This window comes from Vibrio sp. Vb1018 (assembly GCF_033338775.1).
GTDB lineage: Bacteria > Pseudomonadota > Gammaproteobacteria > Enterobacterales > Vibrionaceae > Vibrio > Vibrio alginolyticus.
In genome coordinates this window covers 1-15,676 of record NZ_JAWOTI010000002.1, presented here as the reverse complement: position 1 = coordinate 15,676, position 15,676 = coordinate 1, and the positions used below count along the sequence as shown (strand labels likewise).

The 15,676-nt window shown below is 40.5% G+C and carries 10 protein-coding genes and 1 pseudogene; 8 read left to right on the top strand and 3 right to left on the bottom strand.

Annotated elements, in window-relative coordinates; genetic code table 11:
- Positions 1-35: 35 nt before the first annotated feature.
- From pglX to brxL, 5 genes are all read left to right on the top strand, one after another.
- Positions 36-3,773, top strand: a complete 3,738-nt coding sequence (gene pglX / locus R7Z10_RS02460) for a BREX-1 system adenine-specific DNA-methyltransferase PglX (protein ID WP_318103853.1) — start codon at positions 36-38, stop codon at positions 3,771-3,773.
- Between the two features lie 157 nt (positions 3,774-3,930).
- Positions 3,931-4,671: a DUF3944 domain-containing protein gene (locus tag R7Z10_RS02455; protein WP_158155133.1), complete on the top strand. Its 741-nt coding sequence runs from the start codon at positions 3,931-3,933 to the stop codon at positions 4,669-4,671.
- A complete protein-coding gene (locus tag R7Z10_RS02450) occupies positions 4,671-5,552 on the top strand; it encodes a hypothetical protein (protein WP_158155135.1) in 882 nt (293 codons plus the stop codon). The genes R7Z10_RS02455 and R7Z10_RS02450 overlap by 1 nt, the downstream gene beginning before the upstream one ends.
- 150 nt (positions 5,553-5,702) lie before the next feature.
- The gene (gene pglZ / locus R7Z10_RS02445; RefSeq protein ID WP_158155137.1) at positions 5,703-8,402 is read left to right on the top strand and encodes a BREX-1 system phosphatase PglZ type A; all 2,700 of its coding nucleotides are present in this window, start codon (positions 5,703-5,705) and stop codon (positions 8,400-8,402) included.
- 74 nt (positions 8,403-8,476) lie between these two features.
- Positions 8,477-10,516, top strand: coding sequence for a protease Lon-related BREX system protein BrxL (gene brxL / locus R7Z10_RS02440; protein ID WP_199267668.1), 2,040 nt, complete (start codon positions 8,477-8,479; stop codon positions 10,514-10,516).
- A gap of 176 nt (positions 10,517-10,692) precedes the next feature.
- Here the strand turns inward: brxL and R7Z10_RS02435 are convergent, their stop codons facing one another.
- Complete coding sequence (locus R7Z10_RS02435) at positions 10,693-11,799, bottom strand: hypothetical protein (protein WP_158155141.1); 1,107 nt, start codon at positions 11,797-11,799, stop codon at positions 10,693-10,695.
- Between the two features lie 303 nt (positions 11,800-12,102).
- Between R7Z10_RS02435 and R7Z10_RS23785 the strand changes: the two genes are divergently transcribed.
- A complete protein-coding gene (locus tag R7Z10_RS23785; RefSeq protein ID WP_158155143.1) occupies positions 12,103-12,279 on the top strand; it encodes a DUF4113 domain-containing protein in 177 nt (58 codons plus the stop codon).
- Here the strand turns inward: R7Z10_RS23785 and R7Z10_RS02430 are convergent.
- Both R7Z10_RS02430 and R7Z10_RS02425 read right to left on the bottom strand, forming a co-directional pair.
- Positions 12,244-12,645, bottom strand: a complete 402-nt coding sequence (locus R7Z10_RS02430) for a hypothetical protein (protein WP_054868358.1) — start codon at positions 12,643-12,645, stop codon at positions 12,244-12,246. The two genes, R7Z10_RS23785 and R7Z10_RS02430, sit on opposite strands and share 36 nt — an antisense overlap.
- A complete protein-coding gene (locus tag R7Z10_RS02425; protein WP_158155145.1) occupies positions 12,642-13,064 on the bottom strand; it encodes an ATP-binding protein in 423 nt (140 codons plus the stop codon). The genes R7Z10_RS02430 and R7Z10_RS02425 overlap by 4 nt, the downstream gene beginning before the upstream one ends.
- Positions 13,065-13,635: 571 nt before the next feature.
- Here R7Z10_RS02425 and R7Z10_RS02420 point away from each other — a divergent pair.
- Positions 13,636-14,211, top strand: coding sequence for a DUF2913 family protein (locus R7Z10_RS02420; protein WP_158155147.1), 576 nt, complete (start codon positions 13,636-13,638; stop codon positions 14,209-14,211).
- Positions 14,212-14,313: 102 nt separating this feature from the next.
- A pseudogene (locus R7Z10_RS02415) lies at positions 14,314-15,348 on the top strand (IS110 family transposase).
- The last annotated feature ends 328 nt before the right edge of the window (positions 15,349-15,676 follow it).

Below are 15,676 nucleotides of genomic sequence, written 5' to 3'. Positions count from 1 at the left end.
AGCGCAAGCTCAGGCTAAACCATCGAGTTATATAAATGAATACCAACAAACTCAAAGCTTATGCTCCGAAAGCCCGTTTGGCTTTTATGGATGCAGTAAAAAAACGCGCTGCCGTACTCGGCATTTACGAAAATAAAATCAGTGAAGCCACGACACAAGGAACGGATACCCTTATTGAAGGGCGTATCTTTACACGCAAGCAAGGTCAACAGCGTCAACAGTTAGTGAATCGCATCGAAGCGCTTGGTGGTAGTAAAGATGGCTACAACCAATTTATTAACGAAATGGCGTTTACCTGGTTTAACCGTTTTATAGCCATTCGTTTCATGGAAGTGAATGGTTATCTTGACCATGGCTTCCGTATGCTGAGTAAAGAAGAGGGTTCAGAGTTTGGCCAAGGCTTTGAAATCTTAGCTCATGCCGCTGATGTGGCAGAGGATTTGGGATTAAATAAATCCGACATCGTACAAATGCTATTAGCTGGCGACAAAGAAGAAGAGCTGTATCGTGAATTATTGCTCGCTCAATGCCACCAGCTCAGCAAAATCATGCCATTTATGTTCGAAAAACTAGATGACGCCACTGAGTTGCTACTACCAGATAACCTGACTAAAACCGACTCAATTCTCAAAGAACTGGTTAATGACGTACCTGAAGATAACTGGCGCGAAATCGAAGTCATCGGTTGGCTGTACCAGTTCTACATTTCAGAGCACAAAGATACGGTTATTGGTAAAGTTGTAAAAAAAGAAGATATTCCAGCTGCAACACAGCTTTTTACTCCAAATTGGATTGTAAAGTATTTAGTTCAAAACTCACTTGGTCGCCAGTGGCTAGCCACCTACCCTGACTCTGAGCTGAAAGATAAAATGGAATACTACATCACTCCTGCCGAGCAAAGTGATGACGTAGTTGAGCAACTAAAGGCAATTACGCCTACCAGTATTGACCCAGAGCAAATTAAAGTCCTCGATCCTGCTTGTGGTAGTGGTCATATCTTGGTTGAAGTGTATGAAGTGCTGCGTGAAATCTATCTCGAGCGTGGCTATCGCTTACGCGAAATTCCAGAGCTAATCCTGACTAAGAATATTTATGGTTTAGATATTGATGATCGTGCTGCACAAATGGCCGCTTTCGCTGTGCTAATGAAGGCTCGCAAGGATGATCGTCGTATCTTTAGTCGCGTTGAAGATAACCACATTAAACTTAATATTCACTCAATCCAGTCAACAGAACACCTTGATATCAATAAGCTTTGGCAAGACTTAGATCTAGATGAAAATAAACAAGCAGGCTCTATGAATGACCTGTTTGCAGAGCCGCAGTTAGAGATAGCAGAACCATCAAATGAGAACAAAAAATATCTAGAGCTACTTCGATACCTAAATGCACAGTTTATTGATGCGAAAAACCTTGGTTCTTTGATTCAAGTTGATAGCAAGTATAAGTCGGTACTTGACAATTTCAGGAAGTTGCTTGAAGACAAAACACGAGATACTAACCCAACGACTCGTGTCACTAGCGAGACTCTTTTACCTATCGTTAATCAGGCTATACTCCTGGCTAATAAGTACGATGTATGTGTGGCCAATCCACCTTATATGGGTAGTAAATATCAAGCTCCATTGGTGAAAAAATATCTTAAAGATAATTTCAAAGGATATGAAAAGGATCTTTTCTCAGCGTTCATCATTCGCAACTTGCAGCTTACGCGCGAATTCGGTGAACTCGGCTTTATGACACCGTTTGTTTGGATGTTTATCTCCAGCTATGAAGAATTGCGAACTAAACTCATCGACGATGAAATCATTTCATCTCTAGTACAATTAGAATACTCTGGCTTTGATGGGGCAACCGTACCAATATGCACTTTTACCTTAACCAAAGGCCATATACGTAATTATACAGGCTCTTATATCCGATTATCTAACTTTAAAGGTTCGACAAATCAAGGCCCTAAGACTTTAGAGGCAATTAATAATAGGGATTGTGGATGGCTCTTTGATACTAAGCCTGACGACTTTAAAAAGATCCCAGGAAGCCCAATCGCTTATGACATGCCAACACCGCTTATTAACTGCTTCCAAGAGAATGGATACCTTGCTGATGTTTTAAATGCAAAATCAGGACAAAACACTGGCGATAACGCAAGATTCATTCGCAATTGGAGTGAAATCGACTATTCGAAAATTGGTTACAACACAAAGTCTCTTGAAGATACGTTATCAAATGGATTTAAGTGGTACCCTTACAACAAGGGTGGAGAGTTTAGAAAATGGTACGGTAATTTCGACTCAGTAATCAATTGGGAGAATGATGGTCAAGAAATTAAAGAGTATGCTGTTAAAAGAAATGGTGGTAAACATTGGTCAAGGTATATCCAGAACCTAGACTATATGCTTAAAGAGGGAATCACGTGGACTTTTATCAGCTCATCATATTTCGGAGCACGATACACTCCTCAAGGCCACTTATTTGACTACGCAGGATGTTCCGCATTTCCTAAAAGCAATCATTCTCATCATGTGTACACTGGATATTTTTGCTCTGGAGTAGCTCAATATATACTTCGTTTTTTAAATCCCACATTAAATTTACAGCCTGGTAATGTTAGTACTCTACCTAATCCAGTATTGTCACCTGAACAACACAATGAAGTTTCTGCATGTGTTTCTGAATTAATAGATATAGCTCAAAAAGACTGGGATGCATTTGAACGTTCATGGAACTTTAAGAAACCAGACCTTCTGAATATAAAATCGGAAACTTTAAAGTTATCATTTGAAAAATTAAATCAACTTCATACAGAAAAACTTGAAAGGGCTAGATTATTAGAAATAAAAAATAAGAAGATATTTATAAATGCCTTAAAATTAGGCGGACACTTATTAGAAGACCTGAATAACGATGAAATTACTTTAATGTCAAACCTTGCTTACAGATATAAGTCTGATAATACAACCGTTGACTTATCTGGAAGGTATCAATCCGACACTATTGCTGAATTAATCAGTTATTCCCTAGGATGTATGATGGGCCGCTACTCCCTTGACCGCGAAGGTTTAGTCTACGCACACTCAGGTAACCAAGGCTTCAAAGAACTCGTAGCAAAAGGCGCATACAACACCTTCCCTGCTGATGATGATGGCATCATTCCAATAGCAGCCGAAGAGTGGTTATTCGATGACGATGCAACTAGTCGCTTCCGAGAGTTTGTAAAAACGGTTTGGGGTGAAGAGCACCTACAAGAAAACCTCGACTTTGTAGCCGAAAGCTTGTGCTTAGATGCCATCAAGCCGAAGAAGAACGAAAGCTCGATGGAGACGATTCGTCGTTACTTCTCGACTCAGTTCTACAAAGATCATTTAAAAACGTATAAAAAACGCCCTATTTACTGGCTATTTAGCTCAGGCAAAGAAAAGGCATTTGAATGCTTGGTGTACTTGCATCGTTACAATGAAAGTACCCTTGCCCGTATGCGTACTGAGTATGTCACCCCATTGATGGGTAAGCTGGAAACTCAGCACTCGGTCTTAACGGAAAGCCGCACAAACGCGAGTAGCACAGAGCAGCGACGCATTGATAAAGAGTTGAAATCAATCGAGAAGAAACAGTCCGAACTTCGTGCCTTCGATGAAGAGTTAAAGCACTTAGCAGAAATGAAGATTTCTATAGACCTAGATGACGGAGTAAAAGTTAACTACGGTAAGTTCGGTAACCTACTCGCTGACGTCAAAGCGATTCATGGTAAAAAACCAGAAGAACTCAAGTGAGGTATTGAGCAGTCGTAATGGCTGCTCATTTTACTTCAAAGTCGGGATGATTGGATTTAATGAAGTAATCACGACAACTTCGTGAACAAAATAATAAATCTAATTGCCTAGCTTAAAAATAGTTTGGCAATCACTTGCAACATCAGAAGAGCTAAAAATGAGCAATACATATAGAAACGACAAAGATTTAGAGTTACTCCGTTACGCCGATAATGAAATGCTCAGCATCTTAGTCAAGTACTTAACCATAGATAAAGATGGCAAAACTCGCTTCACCGAAACATTGACGGGTGATAAACAATTTAAAGCTGCCCAAGGCAACTATCAACAAGTGTGGCAGCTTATCGCGGGTGAATTACAACACTTTGGTGGGGATACTCTAGTTAATCTGTTTAGAAGATCAGGCGTGGAATACAGAGAAATTCTAATCGATGTTTGTAAAAAACTGAGCATAAAAACCGACTATAAAGCTGGTGTCGTTGATATTGAACAAGCACTCCTAGCCAAGCTATTCCAGGATTCTTGGGAAAAAATGTCAGAGACCGAAAGAGACCAACTTAGACAAGAACTTAAAATAGATCCGTCGTTAACGAGTAGCGCCGCTTTGGCTGCAATCATCACTGCTATTAGGATGGGTGGTTTTATGTCATATCAAATCGCTATGATTGTCGCGAGCGCAGTAGCAAAAGCAATACTTGGTAGCGGCCTCACGATCGCCGCAAACGCTGGGCTAGCGCGTGTGATTGGACTTTTTGCAGGTCCAATCGGAATGGCAGTTACGGTGCTCTTGACAATACCTGCTATAAGTGGGCCAGCATTTCGGGTAACGCTACCCTCAGTAGTACAAATTGCGGCAATGAGACAGCAAATGTTAAATTCAGAGGAGCCTATTTTCTAATGGACACAATTTTCACTTTCGACTGGGCACAAGTTTACCCAAAAGTTATAGAAGGGCTACAAAACGGTACAGTTGTCTTAAGGGATGGTGTTGCGTATTGGACGGAGCTAGCGGAACAATCTGGAATTGTTCAACATATGCCCTTAAAGCAAGTACCTTTTGATCCAGAAAAATTGAACGAAATTAGTCAATTGATACAAGCAACTCATGCAACACAGATGGCAGCGATCGGGTTATCAACAACGATTATTGTAGGTGCTATTGTTGTTCAAACCATGTATTTAGCGAAAAAAATTGACAAGTTGCAGCAGACAATTGATGTGATCTCTTCTGATATTGATGCTCAAAACATCTTGTTCTATTTAGAAAAAATGTCTAAATATTTCGGTACTATTGAGTCAGCTAGAGTGCTTCTACTTGATAAATCACTGGTATCTGAAACTCAAGATATTGCAGCAAGTTTAATCAGCACGTTATCAATACAAAGAAACGAAGTCTTGTCGCTGATTGACAACCTAACTTCGTTTGCAGATAAAGCGACGGATCGACATCTTGAGCACATGCTGGATTTCATCTCATTAATGCTGGATATTTTACCCAAAGCTATTTATATAGAAAGTCAACTTTGTGACCGATATAGCAAGTTTAAGCTCTCAGAGCACCTCATGCGAGAAAACTCCAAGCGATACAATAGAACACTTAATGAGTTTCGATTTTGGTGTAACGACAAAGCAAAAGCAGCAATAAGGGGGGATGATAAAGCTATCTCTATTCCATTTCATGAAAAAAAAGCACAGTTGCAGCAGCTCTTCCAATCGGAACATAACCCTCTGCTATTACAAGAATTACAAACACCAAAATTAGAGGTAGTTGCCAGTTAATCCAAGAAAATTTGGCAAGGGGGAACTTATCTCCCTTGTTATCTAAATCCGATACGTTTAGTCATCACAGTAATCACCTGACTATAGCCAGTCATAGTGTTAAAATAAGATAGAATTTTCAGCACTATAACTGCCCTATCGGAATACACAATGAACATAGACCAAATATCTCAGGGCCTTTTAAACAAATTTGAACATAGCCGTTTGGTATTTTGGCAAGATACCGACAAAGAGTTTATTGATCAGCTTGATGAGCTTTCTATTGACGGCATTGAGATCATCCATTTAGATGATAAGTCCCACTTCGAAGTAAAGACTCGTGTCGAGCTACTTGAACCAACCACCCGATTTGTTCTGTACAGCAACACTGAAACCAACAAACCAGAACGCGATTGGTTATATGACATTCGCCTTTACTCCGAAGATTTCTATGCTGACTCAAGCTCAATGATCCTGAATGAGATTGGCATGAGAATGGAGTTTCGTCAGGTTATTTCCCATTACCGCGCCTTTTTTACAGCTAAGGTTCGCCGTGAACGCCTGAAGAAGTTGTTGCCTCACAGTGCAAATAAAGAAGAGCTGGAACTAGCACTACTAGCAGCGACACTTAAAGTTGAGTCTCCAACCTTTCCTGCTATCTTGAATCATCTGTTATTAAAGCTTGCAGATGGCATCGATGTTAATACTATTTTCAGTGATCTAGAAAAGTACAACTTGGTTGATACTTTCTGGCGCTTTGCTTTCGATGTGATGGGATATCAAGTTGAAAAATTTGATGACACAGAGCAAATTCAACCTCATCTAAACGATTTGGTGACCAAACTTCTATTCACAGAGTGCTACCAGTCTTTACTTAATAGTGGAATCAACGGTAATCACGAGGTCTTTGCAAGGTTCAAGCAGCACCTGCTACCAATCAATTTAGATGAATCAGGTAAACGCGATTATACCGAGCGAAGAACATTTAACTCATCTAAACGAGCGACAGCGATCAGTTTTATTAAGGGTATGCGAGAAAATCGAAATTTATCAAATGCATATAACACCCTTGCAAAACAAGTAGAGCAAGAATTCGAGATAAAGCACATCTTGTCGATGGTTAAGTCCTCTACGCACCTTCATCGTGTCGATACTTTTGAATATGCAGAGCAACATTTTATTATCTTACTCGCTCAACAATTGAGCGACCTCGATCAAGTTGAAGTCGATTCGTTGATCTCTCATCGCTTAACGACACATTGGACTCATCATCAGCCAAATTACGCAGCTATCTTAAAAGCAATTCGAGCTGCCAAACAGTTTTATGCGTTAAAGCAGCAGTATATTGATGGCTTTAATTTTTCGTCTGCCAAAGAAATGTACCGAGCGTATGAAACTGACTTGTATAAGTTCGATTCTGCATACCGTCGTTTCTGTGAGCATGCTTTAAAAGTCGCTCATAATGGCTCTGATATATTGAAAAAAACAGGGTTGGTTTCTGATATCGAAACACTCTATGTGGACTGGTACTTACACGACCTAGCGATCGCTTGGGGTAAACTGGTCGATGAAGAGTCTTTGTTAGATAACTGGACGATTTCAGGCGTACCAAACCAAAATGAGTTTTATAGACGACAAGTCGAAGGCATTTTTAATACAACACAAGTCAAAAAAGTATTTGTCATTATCTCTGATGCACTTCGTTATGAGGTTGCACATGCAATAAGTGACCAAATTAATAATGAAAAGCGCTTTCATTCCGAGATTAAATCTCAACTTGGTGTCGTACCTTCCTATACTCAGCTTGGTATGGCTTCTTTGCTACCACACAATGAAATCTCTACACACATCAACTCAACCGTCGAATACAAAGTCGATGGTATCAGTGCTCGTGGTACAGACAATCGAAATAAGATTTTGGCTAAGCGCAATGGGATCGCGTTTAAAGCTTCAGAAGTGCTGAACTGGACTAATGAGGAAGGCAGAGAAAAAGTTCACGATGCTAGAGTGATCTATATCTACCACAATGAAATTGACAAGGTTGGAGATAAAGGTGAATCAGAGCATCAAACGTTTGAAGCCTGTGCGACAGCTATCAGTGAAATCAAGCAGTTAATTGAACGTATCATCAATCGCTTAAATGGTAGTCGTGTGTTGATTACCGCTGATCATGGTTTTATTTTTAAATCCAGCGATGTTGTCGATTCAGATAGAACGGCTTTAACCGTCAAACCAAAAGGCGCTGTTGAAGCTAAAAAGCGCTACATCATTGGTGAAAGCCTTCCAAACGATAGCTTCTATTGGCACGGTAAGATGACCAACACAGCGAGTTTAACAGTAAACTCGGAATGCAGTGACGGTGAATTTATTGTTCCTCGTGGATCAAATAGATTTAACTTCGTTGGAGGGGCAAAATTTATTCACGGTGGCATTATGCCACAAGAAATTTGTGTTCCAGTCATCCAAGTCAAAGAACTGACTACAAATAAATTGCAGTCACGATACGCCAAAGAGCGAGTACCCGTTGTTCCGCTTTCAAACCCTATCCGTCTTGTCTCTATGGCAGATAAAATCGAGCTTTTCCAGGCAGCAGCTGTTGGCGAAAAGTACACGGCTCGTGAGCTAGAGATTTGGATTGCTGATCCTAATGGCCAACCCGTATCCCACAAACAGAAAGTGATGTTTGATGCGACCTCTGAAAAGCAAGATGATAGGAAGCGAAATGTTGTGATCATGCTCAACGGTACGGGATTTGATCGCACCTTATCTTATAAGTTAATGATGAAAGACATCAGCGATCCGACTAAGACACAAGAGCTACAACCTCACTCCGTCACGATCGATATCGCGATAGAAGATGACTTCTTTTAAGGCGTTAGGAACCCTGTATGACAGAAAATTATAATCAACAAGAGCCTATTGACGTTCCTAGTCAGGCAGATGAAATCCAACATGTCAGAGATGTCGATCTGGATGAGTTGATGACGACTCAATTCAAAGGAAGAGTTGTACGTAAAGACCTGACCAAACAACTTAAGGAAGGAGCCAATGTTCCTGTCTATGTCCTCGAGTACCTGTTAGGGATGTATTGCTCGACTGATGATGATGAGTTGATAGAAGCTGGCTTAGGTCGAGTAAAACAAATTCTGACTGATAACTATGTTCGCCCAGACGAAGCTGAAAAGGTCAAATCACTGATCCGAGAAAAAGGCACACATAAAGTTATTGATAAAGTCACTGTAAAGCTTAATCAGAAAAAAGACGTATACGAGGCGAGCCTATCGAATTTAGGTATCAAGGACGCGGTGATCTCTGCCAATGTTGTTAAAGAGAATGAAAAGCTGCTGACAGGCGGTATTTGGTGCATCATCACTCTAAGCTACTTCTATGAGGAAGGGCAAAAGACGTCACCATTTTCTGTTGTTGGCTTAAAAGCAATTCAAATGCCTTCAATGAACATGCAAGAAGTGTTTGATGCTCGACGCAACTTCACTATGGATCAATGGCTAGATATGCTATTACGCTCAATTGGTATGGAACCTGCCAATCTGGAGCAGCGTGCTAAGTGGCATATCTTAGCTAGAATGATACCGTTCGTTGAAAATAACTATAACGTCTGCGAACTAGGCCCTCGAGGTACAGGTAAATCTCACGTTTATAAAGAATGTTCCCCGAACTCTTTATTGGTATCGGGTGGTCAAACCACCGTCGCTAACCTTTTCTATAACATGTCAAGCCGCCAAGTCGGTTTGGTTGGCATGTGGGATATTGTCGCTTTTGACGAAGTCGCTGGTATCCGATTTAAAGACAAAGATGGCGTGCAGATAATGAAAGACTACATGGCTTCAGGTTCATTTAGCCGTGGTCGTGATTCCATTGAAGCGAAGGCTTCAATGGTCTTTGTCGGTAATATTGATCAAAGTGTCGAAACACTGGTTAAAACGAGTCATCTACTTGCCCCATTCCCTGCAGAGATGATTGACTCAGCGTTTTTTGACCGTTTCCACGCCTATATTCCTGGCTGGGAAATTCCTAAAATGCGTCCAGAGTTTTTCACAAACCGTTTTGGTTTGATCACAGATTACCTTGCTGAATACATGCGCGAAATGCGCAAACATGCATTTGCCGATGCTATCGACAAATTCTTCAAGCTGGGAAACAATCTCAATCAGCGAGATGTTATCGCCGTTCGCCGTACCACATCTGGACTGCTAAAACTTTTAGTGCCACATGGCGAGTACTCTAAAGAAGATGTACGGATTTGCTTGACCTATGCACTCGAGGTTCGCCGCCGAGTGAAAGAGCAGCTCAAAAAAATTGGAGGAATGGAGTTCTTCGATGTTAACTTCTCTTACATTGATAATGAAACGCTCGAAGAGTTCTTTGTCAACGTTCCAGAACAAGGCGGGTCTAAAATCATCCCTCCAGGTAGACCCAATGCAGGAGTCGTTCATTTCGTTAGCCCTGGCACTGCGGGTAAACTTGGTGTCTTCCGTATTGAAACTCAAAAAACAGCAGGTAACGGTAAACTAACGACATCAGGGCTTGGTTCGGATACCGAAGCAAAAGAGCAAGTCAAAGTCGGTTTCGAGTATTTCAAAGGAAACCTATCACGAATAGCGGCGAACAATCAGTATTCGGAACATGAGTTCCATTTGCATTTTGTTGACCTCCAGATGTCTGGTCATTCACATAGTTCTAGCCTAGCCGCTTTGATTGCTAACTGCTCAGCTCTACTTGGAAAGCCGATGCAAGAATCGATGGTGGTTTTGGGGTCGATGACCCTAGGAGGAGTATTGCATCCAGTTCAGGATTTAGCAGGTTCAATGCAAGTCGCTCTCGAAGCTGGTGCAAGCAAGATTCTTATTCCTATGGCATCTGCTACGGATATCCCGACAGTGCCAGCTGAAACATTTACTAAGTTTCAAGTTAGCTTTTACAGTGACCCTGTAGATGCTGTTTACAAGGCCCTCGGGGTTAGTTGATATTTGTTTATGAGATATTAAAGCGGCTTATGCCGCTTTAATATAATTATGCTGCTCAGTTTTTATCATTTCTTCGCTTGCACTGACTCACTGTCAACATCGGAATTGACCTGTTCATTAATGTAGGTATTTAATGGCAAGCCTTAAAAAATGCAACAAATCTCACAGCAACTATCCTACACCAATACCCTTGCACCTGGTACGTAACCGCCCGACTTAGCTATCCTACGTTTTAATTCGAGGTGGTTATCAATAGGTAGTCCACACCACTTTCTGACATCTTCAATGATAGAGAATAACTTCAGTGAATTGATGTTCTCAACTACGACTAACAAGTCATTCTCATCCACATCCGTTAGCCAGGTGAGTTCATTCATATGTACGGCCCCATCACCGTATTTTTCAGCATCTGGATAAGAACAAATCTGGTACTCATGAGAAAGATGAATCAGCAGGTGATAGTTCATGTCTTCACTTAGGTACAGTTCACATCGTACCGATTGCCATAAATCATGTTTGATGCATTTATTGTTTGGATAACGACTGCCATCGCCAAAACGCTCGATAATCGGTTGATTAACAGGTTTGGGGTTGTTCGAGTTTTCGATTAGTAATACTTTCTCTCCTGTCATGACGACCTCTTCAACATCAACGACAGGATTTAGATTAAAAGACTCCTCGGTAGCTAGTAAAAATGTCGGACATTGCTTAACAAGCATCCAAAGTTGGTATATCAAGTGGAAGACATCTTTATCTTCAACTAACACAGAGCTGTTGGACACAGGCATCTTAAGACAGGAATCCTCATTCTGATTTTTTAACCAGTGATGATATCTTTGGAAGGTATCTTCTAAGTCATCATCGCGAATCATTTCATCTATATCTGACAAGCGAATAGTTTCAATGTAGTTACCATTCTCATCTTCTATTGGAATACACTTACTTAATAAATTGGCCTGATTTTCATGATCTTGGAAAAAGCGAATGAGTTCCCGCAAGTAGCGATTTTCCATTAACTCATCAAACGACGCGACAAAGGTGTCTACGCTGTTAAAGCATAAAGCATGCTCAAAACGTCCAGACTCACGACGCGGCGCTCCGCAAAAGTCGATAATTGATTGCCTTTCAGATGGCGACAAAAGTCTTTTGGCCGTTTTCATCTCACTTATGCGAGACTCTTCTATACAGAGTACATTTGACATATCTTTCTGCGTTTTACCCTGACTCTTAAAGTAGCTGATAGCGTGGTTTATCCACAATATGGTATCTCGTTTCTTGCTCATAAGTTCTCCTTAAGTATTGATTTATAGACTATAGAATACCCAATGAGATGTAATTACTTATTTATCGTAATTTATCGTAATAAATTACGAATCAAAAAATACAGAGCATTTTGCACTGGGAGGTAATACCTAAAACCGAGTTACAATGCTGGGCTGAACCTACTAAGCATCCTCTAAACTATCAGACCTGTTATTTCAAACGAGATAAGATTTTATAAAATTGGTATGGAACTGGTTGACTTAGTGGGTGAGCAACATGAGCAGTCGAACTCTTTAATCTGAATCACAATTGGTCCAAAATTAATGGATGTTTATGATACGTTAAACCAAAGATTTGGGTGTGTGGAACAAGGGGGAATCGCAGAAGTGCAAATGCGGCGTCAGATGTTAACGCCGCAATATACGACCCGCTGGGTCGATGAACCGAAGATCAGGTGTTCGCTATCACACACTCAACAAATCGATGTCAGGATACACTAGTCTATTGAGTTTCTTTTCAGCTTTACAATAAATCTGATCAGTAAATTTTTGCGTGTTGAGGATCTTTGCGTCCGCCGCTATCGCTTCATCGCGATACACGTTGATCAATTTCCACACGGTTTTACCACGTTCAACTTCAACGAAAGTTGCATGAGGTATGCCTCGGTATGAACTCGCAACTGCTGTATAAACTGTAATCAAGACTTGAATACCTACCTGATCCTTTTTTAATAGATAAGTATCTAAAGTCTGTTGTACTTCGTTGAGTATTTTATAGACGCCTTCGCTGGTTAATTCTCTAGCACTTGTACGCTTTTGCACTGACTCGAGTGCTTTGTCTAACCCATTGATTTTTATTAAACTCATTGTGACGCCTCCATTGCAGTTGAAGACATCAATGCAGGATTTAACTTCTCAAACTGTTTACTCATTCGAGTAATGGCAGCATCAGGTACACCATGAATATTTTGGTATTTCCCATTTATGTCAATGACTTTGAATGATACATTCATCTCATCCGCAAGTGATTTGTAAAATGACCTTTCCCAGTTTTTTACAAATGTGTTTGCAACCACGACGTCAAATCCTGCACGAAGTAAGCGCTTCGTTTCGAGTTGACACCAGGCATAAGCATTTTTGATTAGAGCGGGGGCGTATTGATAGGTATCGTTTTTATCGATAAAAAATTGGTCAGCTTCAACTAAGACAGCATCGAGAGTTTTTGCGTATGTAGACTTTCCAGAGCCTGGTAATCCACGCACAAGAGTAAGTGTTTGCTTGGCCATTTTGGCGTTTCCTTTTATTAAAAAATAATCCCCTCCTCTCACCGATAAGGTGATGAATTCTTTGATATTGTTTAATTTATTTAACTCAATCTTTATACAAATTGAGATAGAGAGTGTTCGAGCTTATTAAAACGTATAAAAAGCTATTCGTCAATAATTTATTTCAATTAAAACATATACTTACTATTTACTTTTGACGTTATTTATATCTAATAAAAACAAAGAATCGGTTTTACCCCTTAGCGGGGGTAAACGACAGACTACCCTCTATAAGGGGTAAAGATGGTTTGTTGACTATGAATCAAACATCGATTGATGCCTGCGAAAGCAGTGCTGAATGAAAACGCTTGGTACCACATTGGGAAAACATTTAGTATTGAACGGGCAGAATTGACTTAGTTAGTTCCATTACACTTACTACTAGACTGCTCCATACCACCCTTTAGTGGACATCCGCTCAGATAATCGGACACACCCCCTTATAAAAATGACAGTAATTCAATTGCTGTGTTCGTTTGCATTTCTTTTTGTATGTTAGAATAACAACACCAGTAAATAATCAACGCTTACAATGTCAGAACAGTCATATCACAAGCTTTTAAAATCTACTTTTGAAAATGCACTGCTTCATCTCTACTTTAAGGTCAGTGCGTCTCAAAACTTTGTCAAAGAAGTACAGCGCAACAAAATCCTCATTGACTTCTTAAAACCAAAATTGAGAGAGCAACGCTATTCACTTATCAAAAAAAAGCTAAAAACCATCTGCTTAATGAAAAACAAATTTGGGTCAATCGAGAAACACTTAAGTGGGATTATTCAACAATATAGCTCAATCAAGAGCAAGAATGATGTAGACAAACTCTATGACTTGCTTGAGCAGTTCGAGAAGGCAGGGTTTGAAACAAAGCTGATTGAGGAAACTTCAACACAGAATCAAGATGTAGTTTATTTGGATAGAGCACACATTAACAATTGTTTCGATGAGATCGATAATCACCAAATCGCACCAATTTCTTTACTCATTCATACAGAACAATTAGACAAGTTTACTCAATGTCTTGATGAACAAATCCATTTTAAATATGACACTTTTCAAGTTAACGAATCATTGAGGAACTATCACTATCGCTTACATCCTCTTTCCTGATTGCTTGAACATGTAAAAGGCTTTGATGTGATGGACGCACCTCCCTTCTAGCACCGTTGTACCAAACTAATGGTGCAACCAGTAAGAGCAGGAGTAATCATCATGTCTATTAAAGTTGTCGGTATCGATATAGCCAAAAACCTCTTTCAAGTATGCGTGTTGAGTTCTGATGGACAAATCTTGTCAAACCGAAAGGTAAAGCGTGACAAGCTTCTTGATACAGTCCGTCAATTACCAGAGAAAACGGCTATTGCGATGGAATCATGCGCAACTTCGCATCATTAGGGCAGAATATTTCAAGAGCTTGGACATAGCGTAGCTCTTATCCCAGCTCAGCACGTAAAGCCATTTGTTGGGCGGCAAAAGAACGATGCTAATGATGCGAGAGCAATTTGCGAAGCATTTTCTAGGCCTGATATTCATTTTGTTCCTGTTAAGTCTGTTGAGCAACAAGACCTCAAAGCTATACGCAGTGTCCGTAAACGCTTGGTGGAGAACAGAACTGCCTTGTCGAACCAGAACAGAGGACTCGCCGCTGAATACGGAGTGGTTTTCCCTTTGTCTATTAAAGCTTTGCGAAGTCATTTACCGATAGCTCTTGAAGATGCAGAGAATGATCTTTCCCCAGTAATGAGGAACTTACTGCAAACTTTATACTGTGACTTTGTCAGCCTTAGCGAAGAGATAGATGAAATGACCCAAAGTGTCACCATGTTGAGTCAGCAAAATCCAAGGTATGAGGCTATTCGGAATATTCCTGGTTTTGGTCCGATTTTGACAGCGGCACTGATTAGTGAGGTAGGTGCTGGACACCAATTCCAAAATGGTCGCCAGTTCTCAGCATGGTGTGGCCTGGTTCCAAAACAAAATAGTACAGGTGGAAAAAGTTGTCTCGGCTCTCTATCGAAGAATGGTAATCGCAAATTAAGAGCATTACTTATTCACGGCGCTCGCGCAGTGGTTCGATGTGGAGCTAACAAAGTGGATTCTATGGGAGCATGGTTGAGAGGACTCATTGCACGCCGAGGCAAAGCAAAAGCGATTGTCGCTCTTGCAAACAAGCTCGGTCGGGTAGCATGGCACATCTTGGTGAAAAATAGTGAATACGATATTAATCAGGCCTTTAAGCCTGTTTGATAAAAAATAGCAAGTTCTAAGGAGTTATCCTAGAGAAGCAACTGAGTTTGCAATAGCTGATGAATAAACGGTGAACCATCCTTACTACACTCTGATAACGCAACATGGTTATTGAAACCGAGGCTTTGAAAAGACAGTGAGGGGCGGATTACATCATGGCGCAGGTTTATTATCGACCTAGAAAGACGTCGGATATATGTTAGCGACCGTATCATTCAATTAGCCATTGCATCCTGAGGTGCGTCCATATATGTTTTACCCGATACATTGCTGTCTCTGAGAGCGAGCGCTTATGATAACCATACCGCTTTTTCCATTTCTTGTTAGA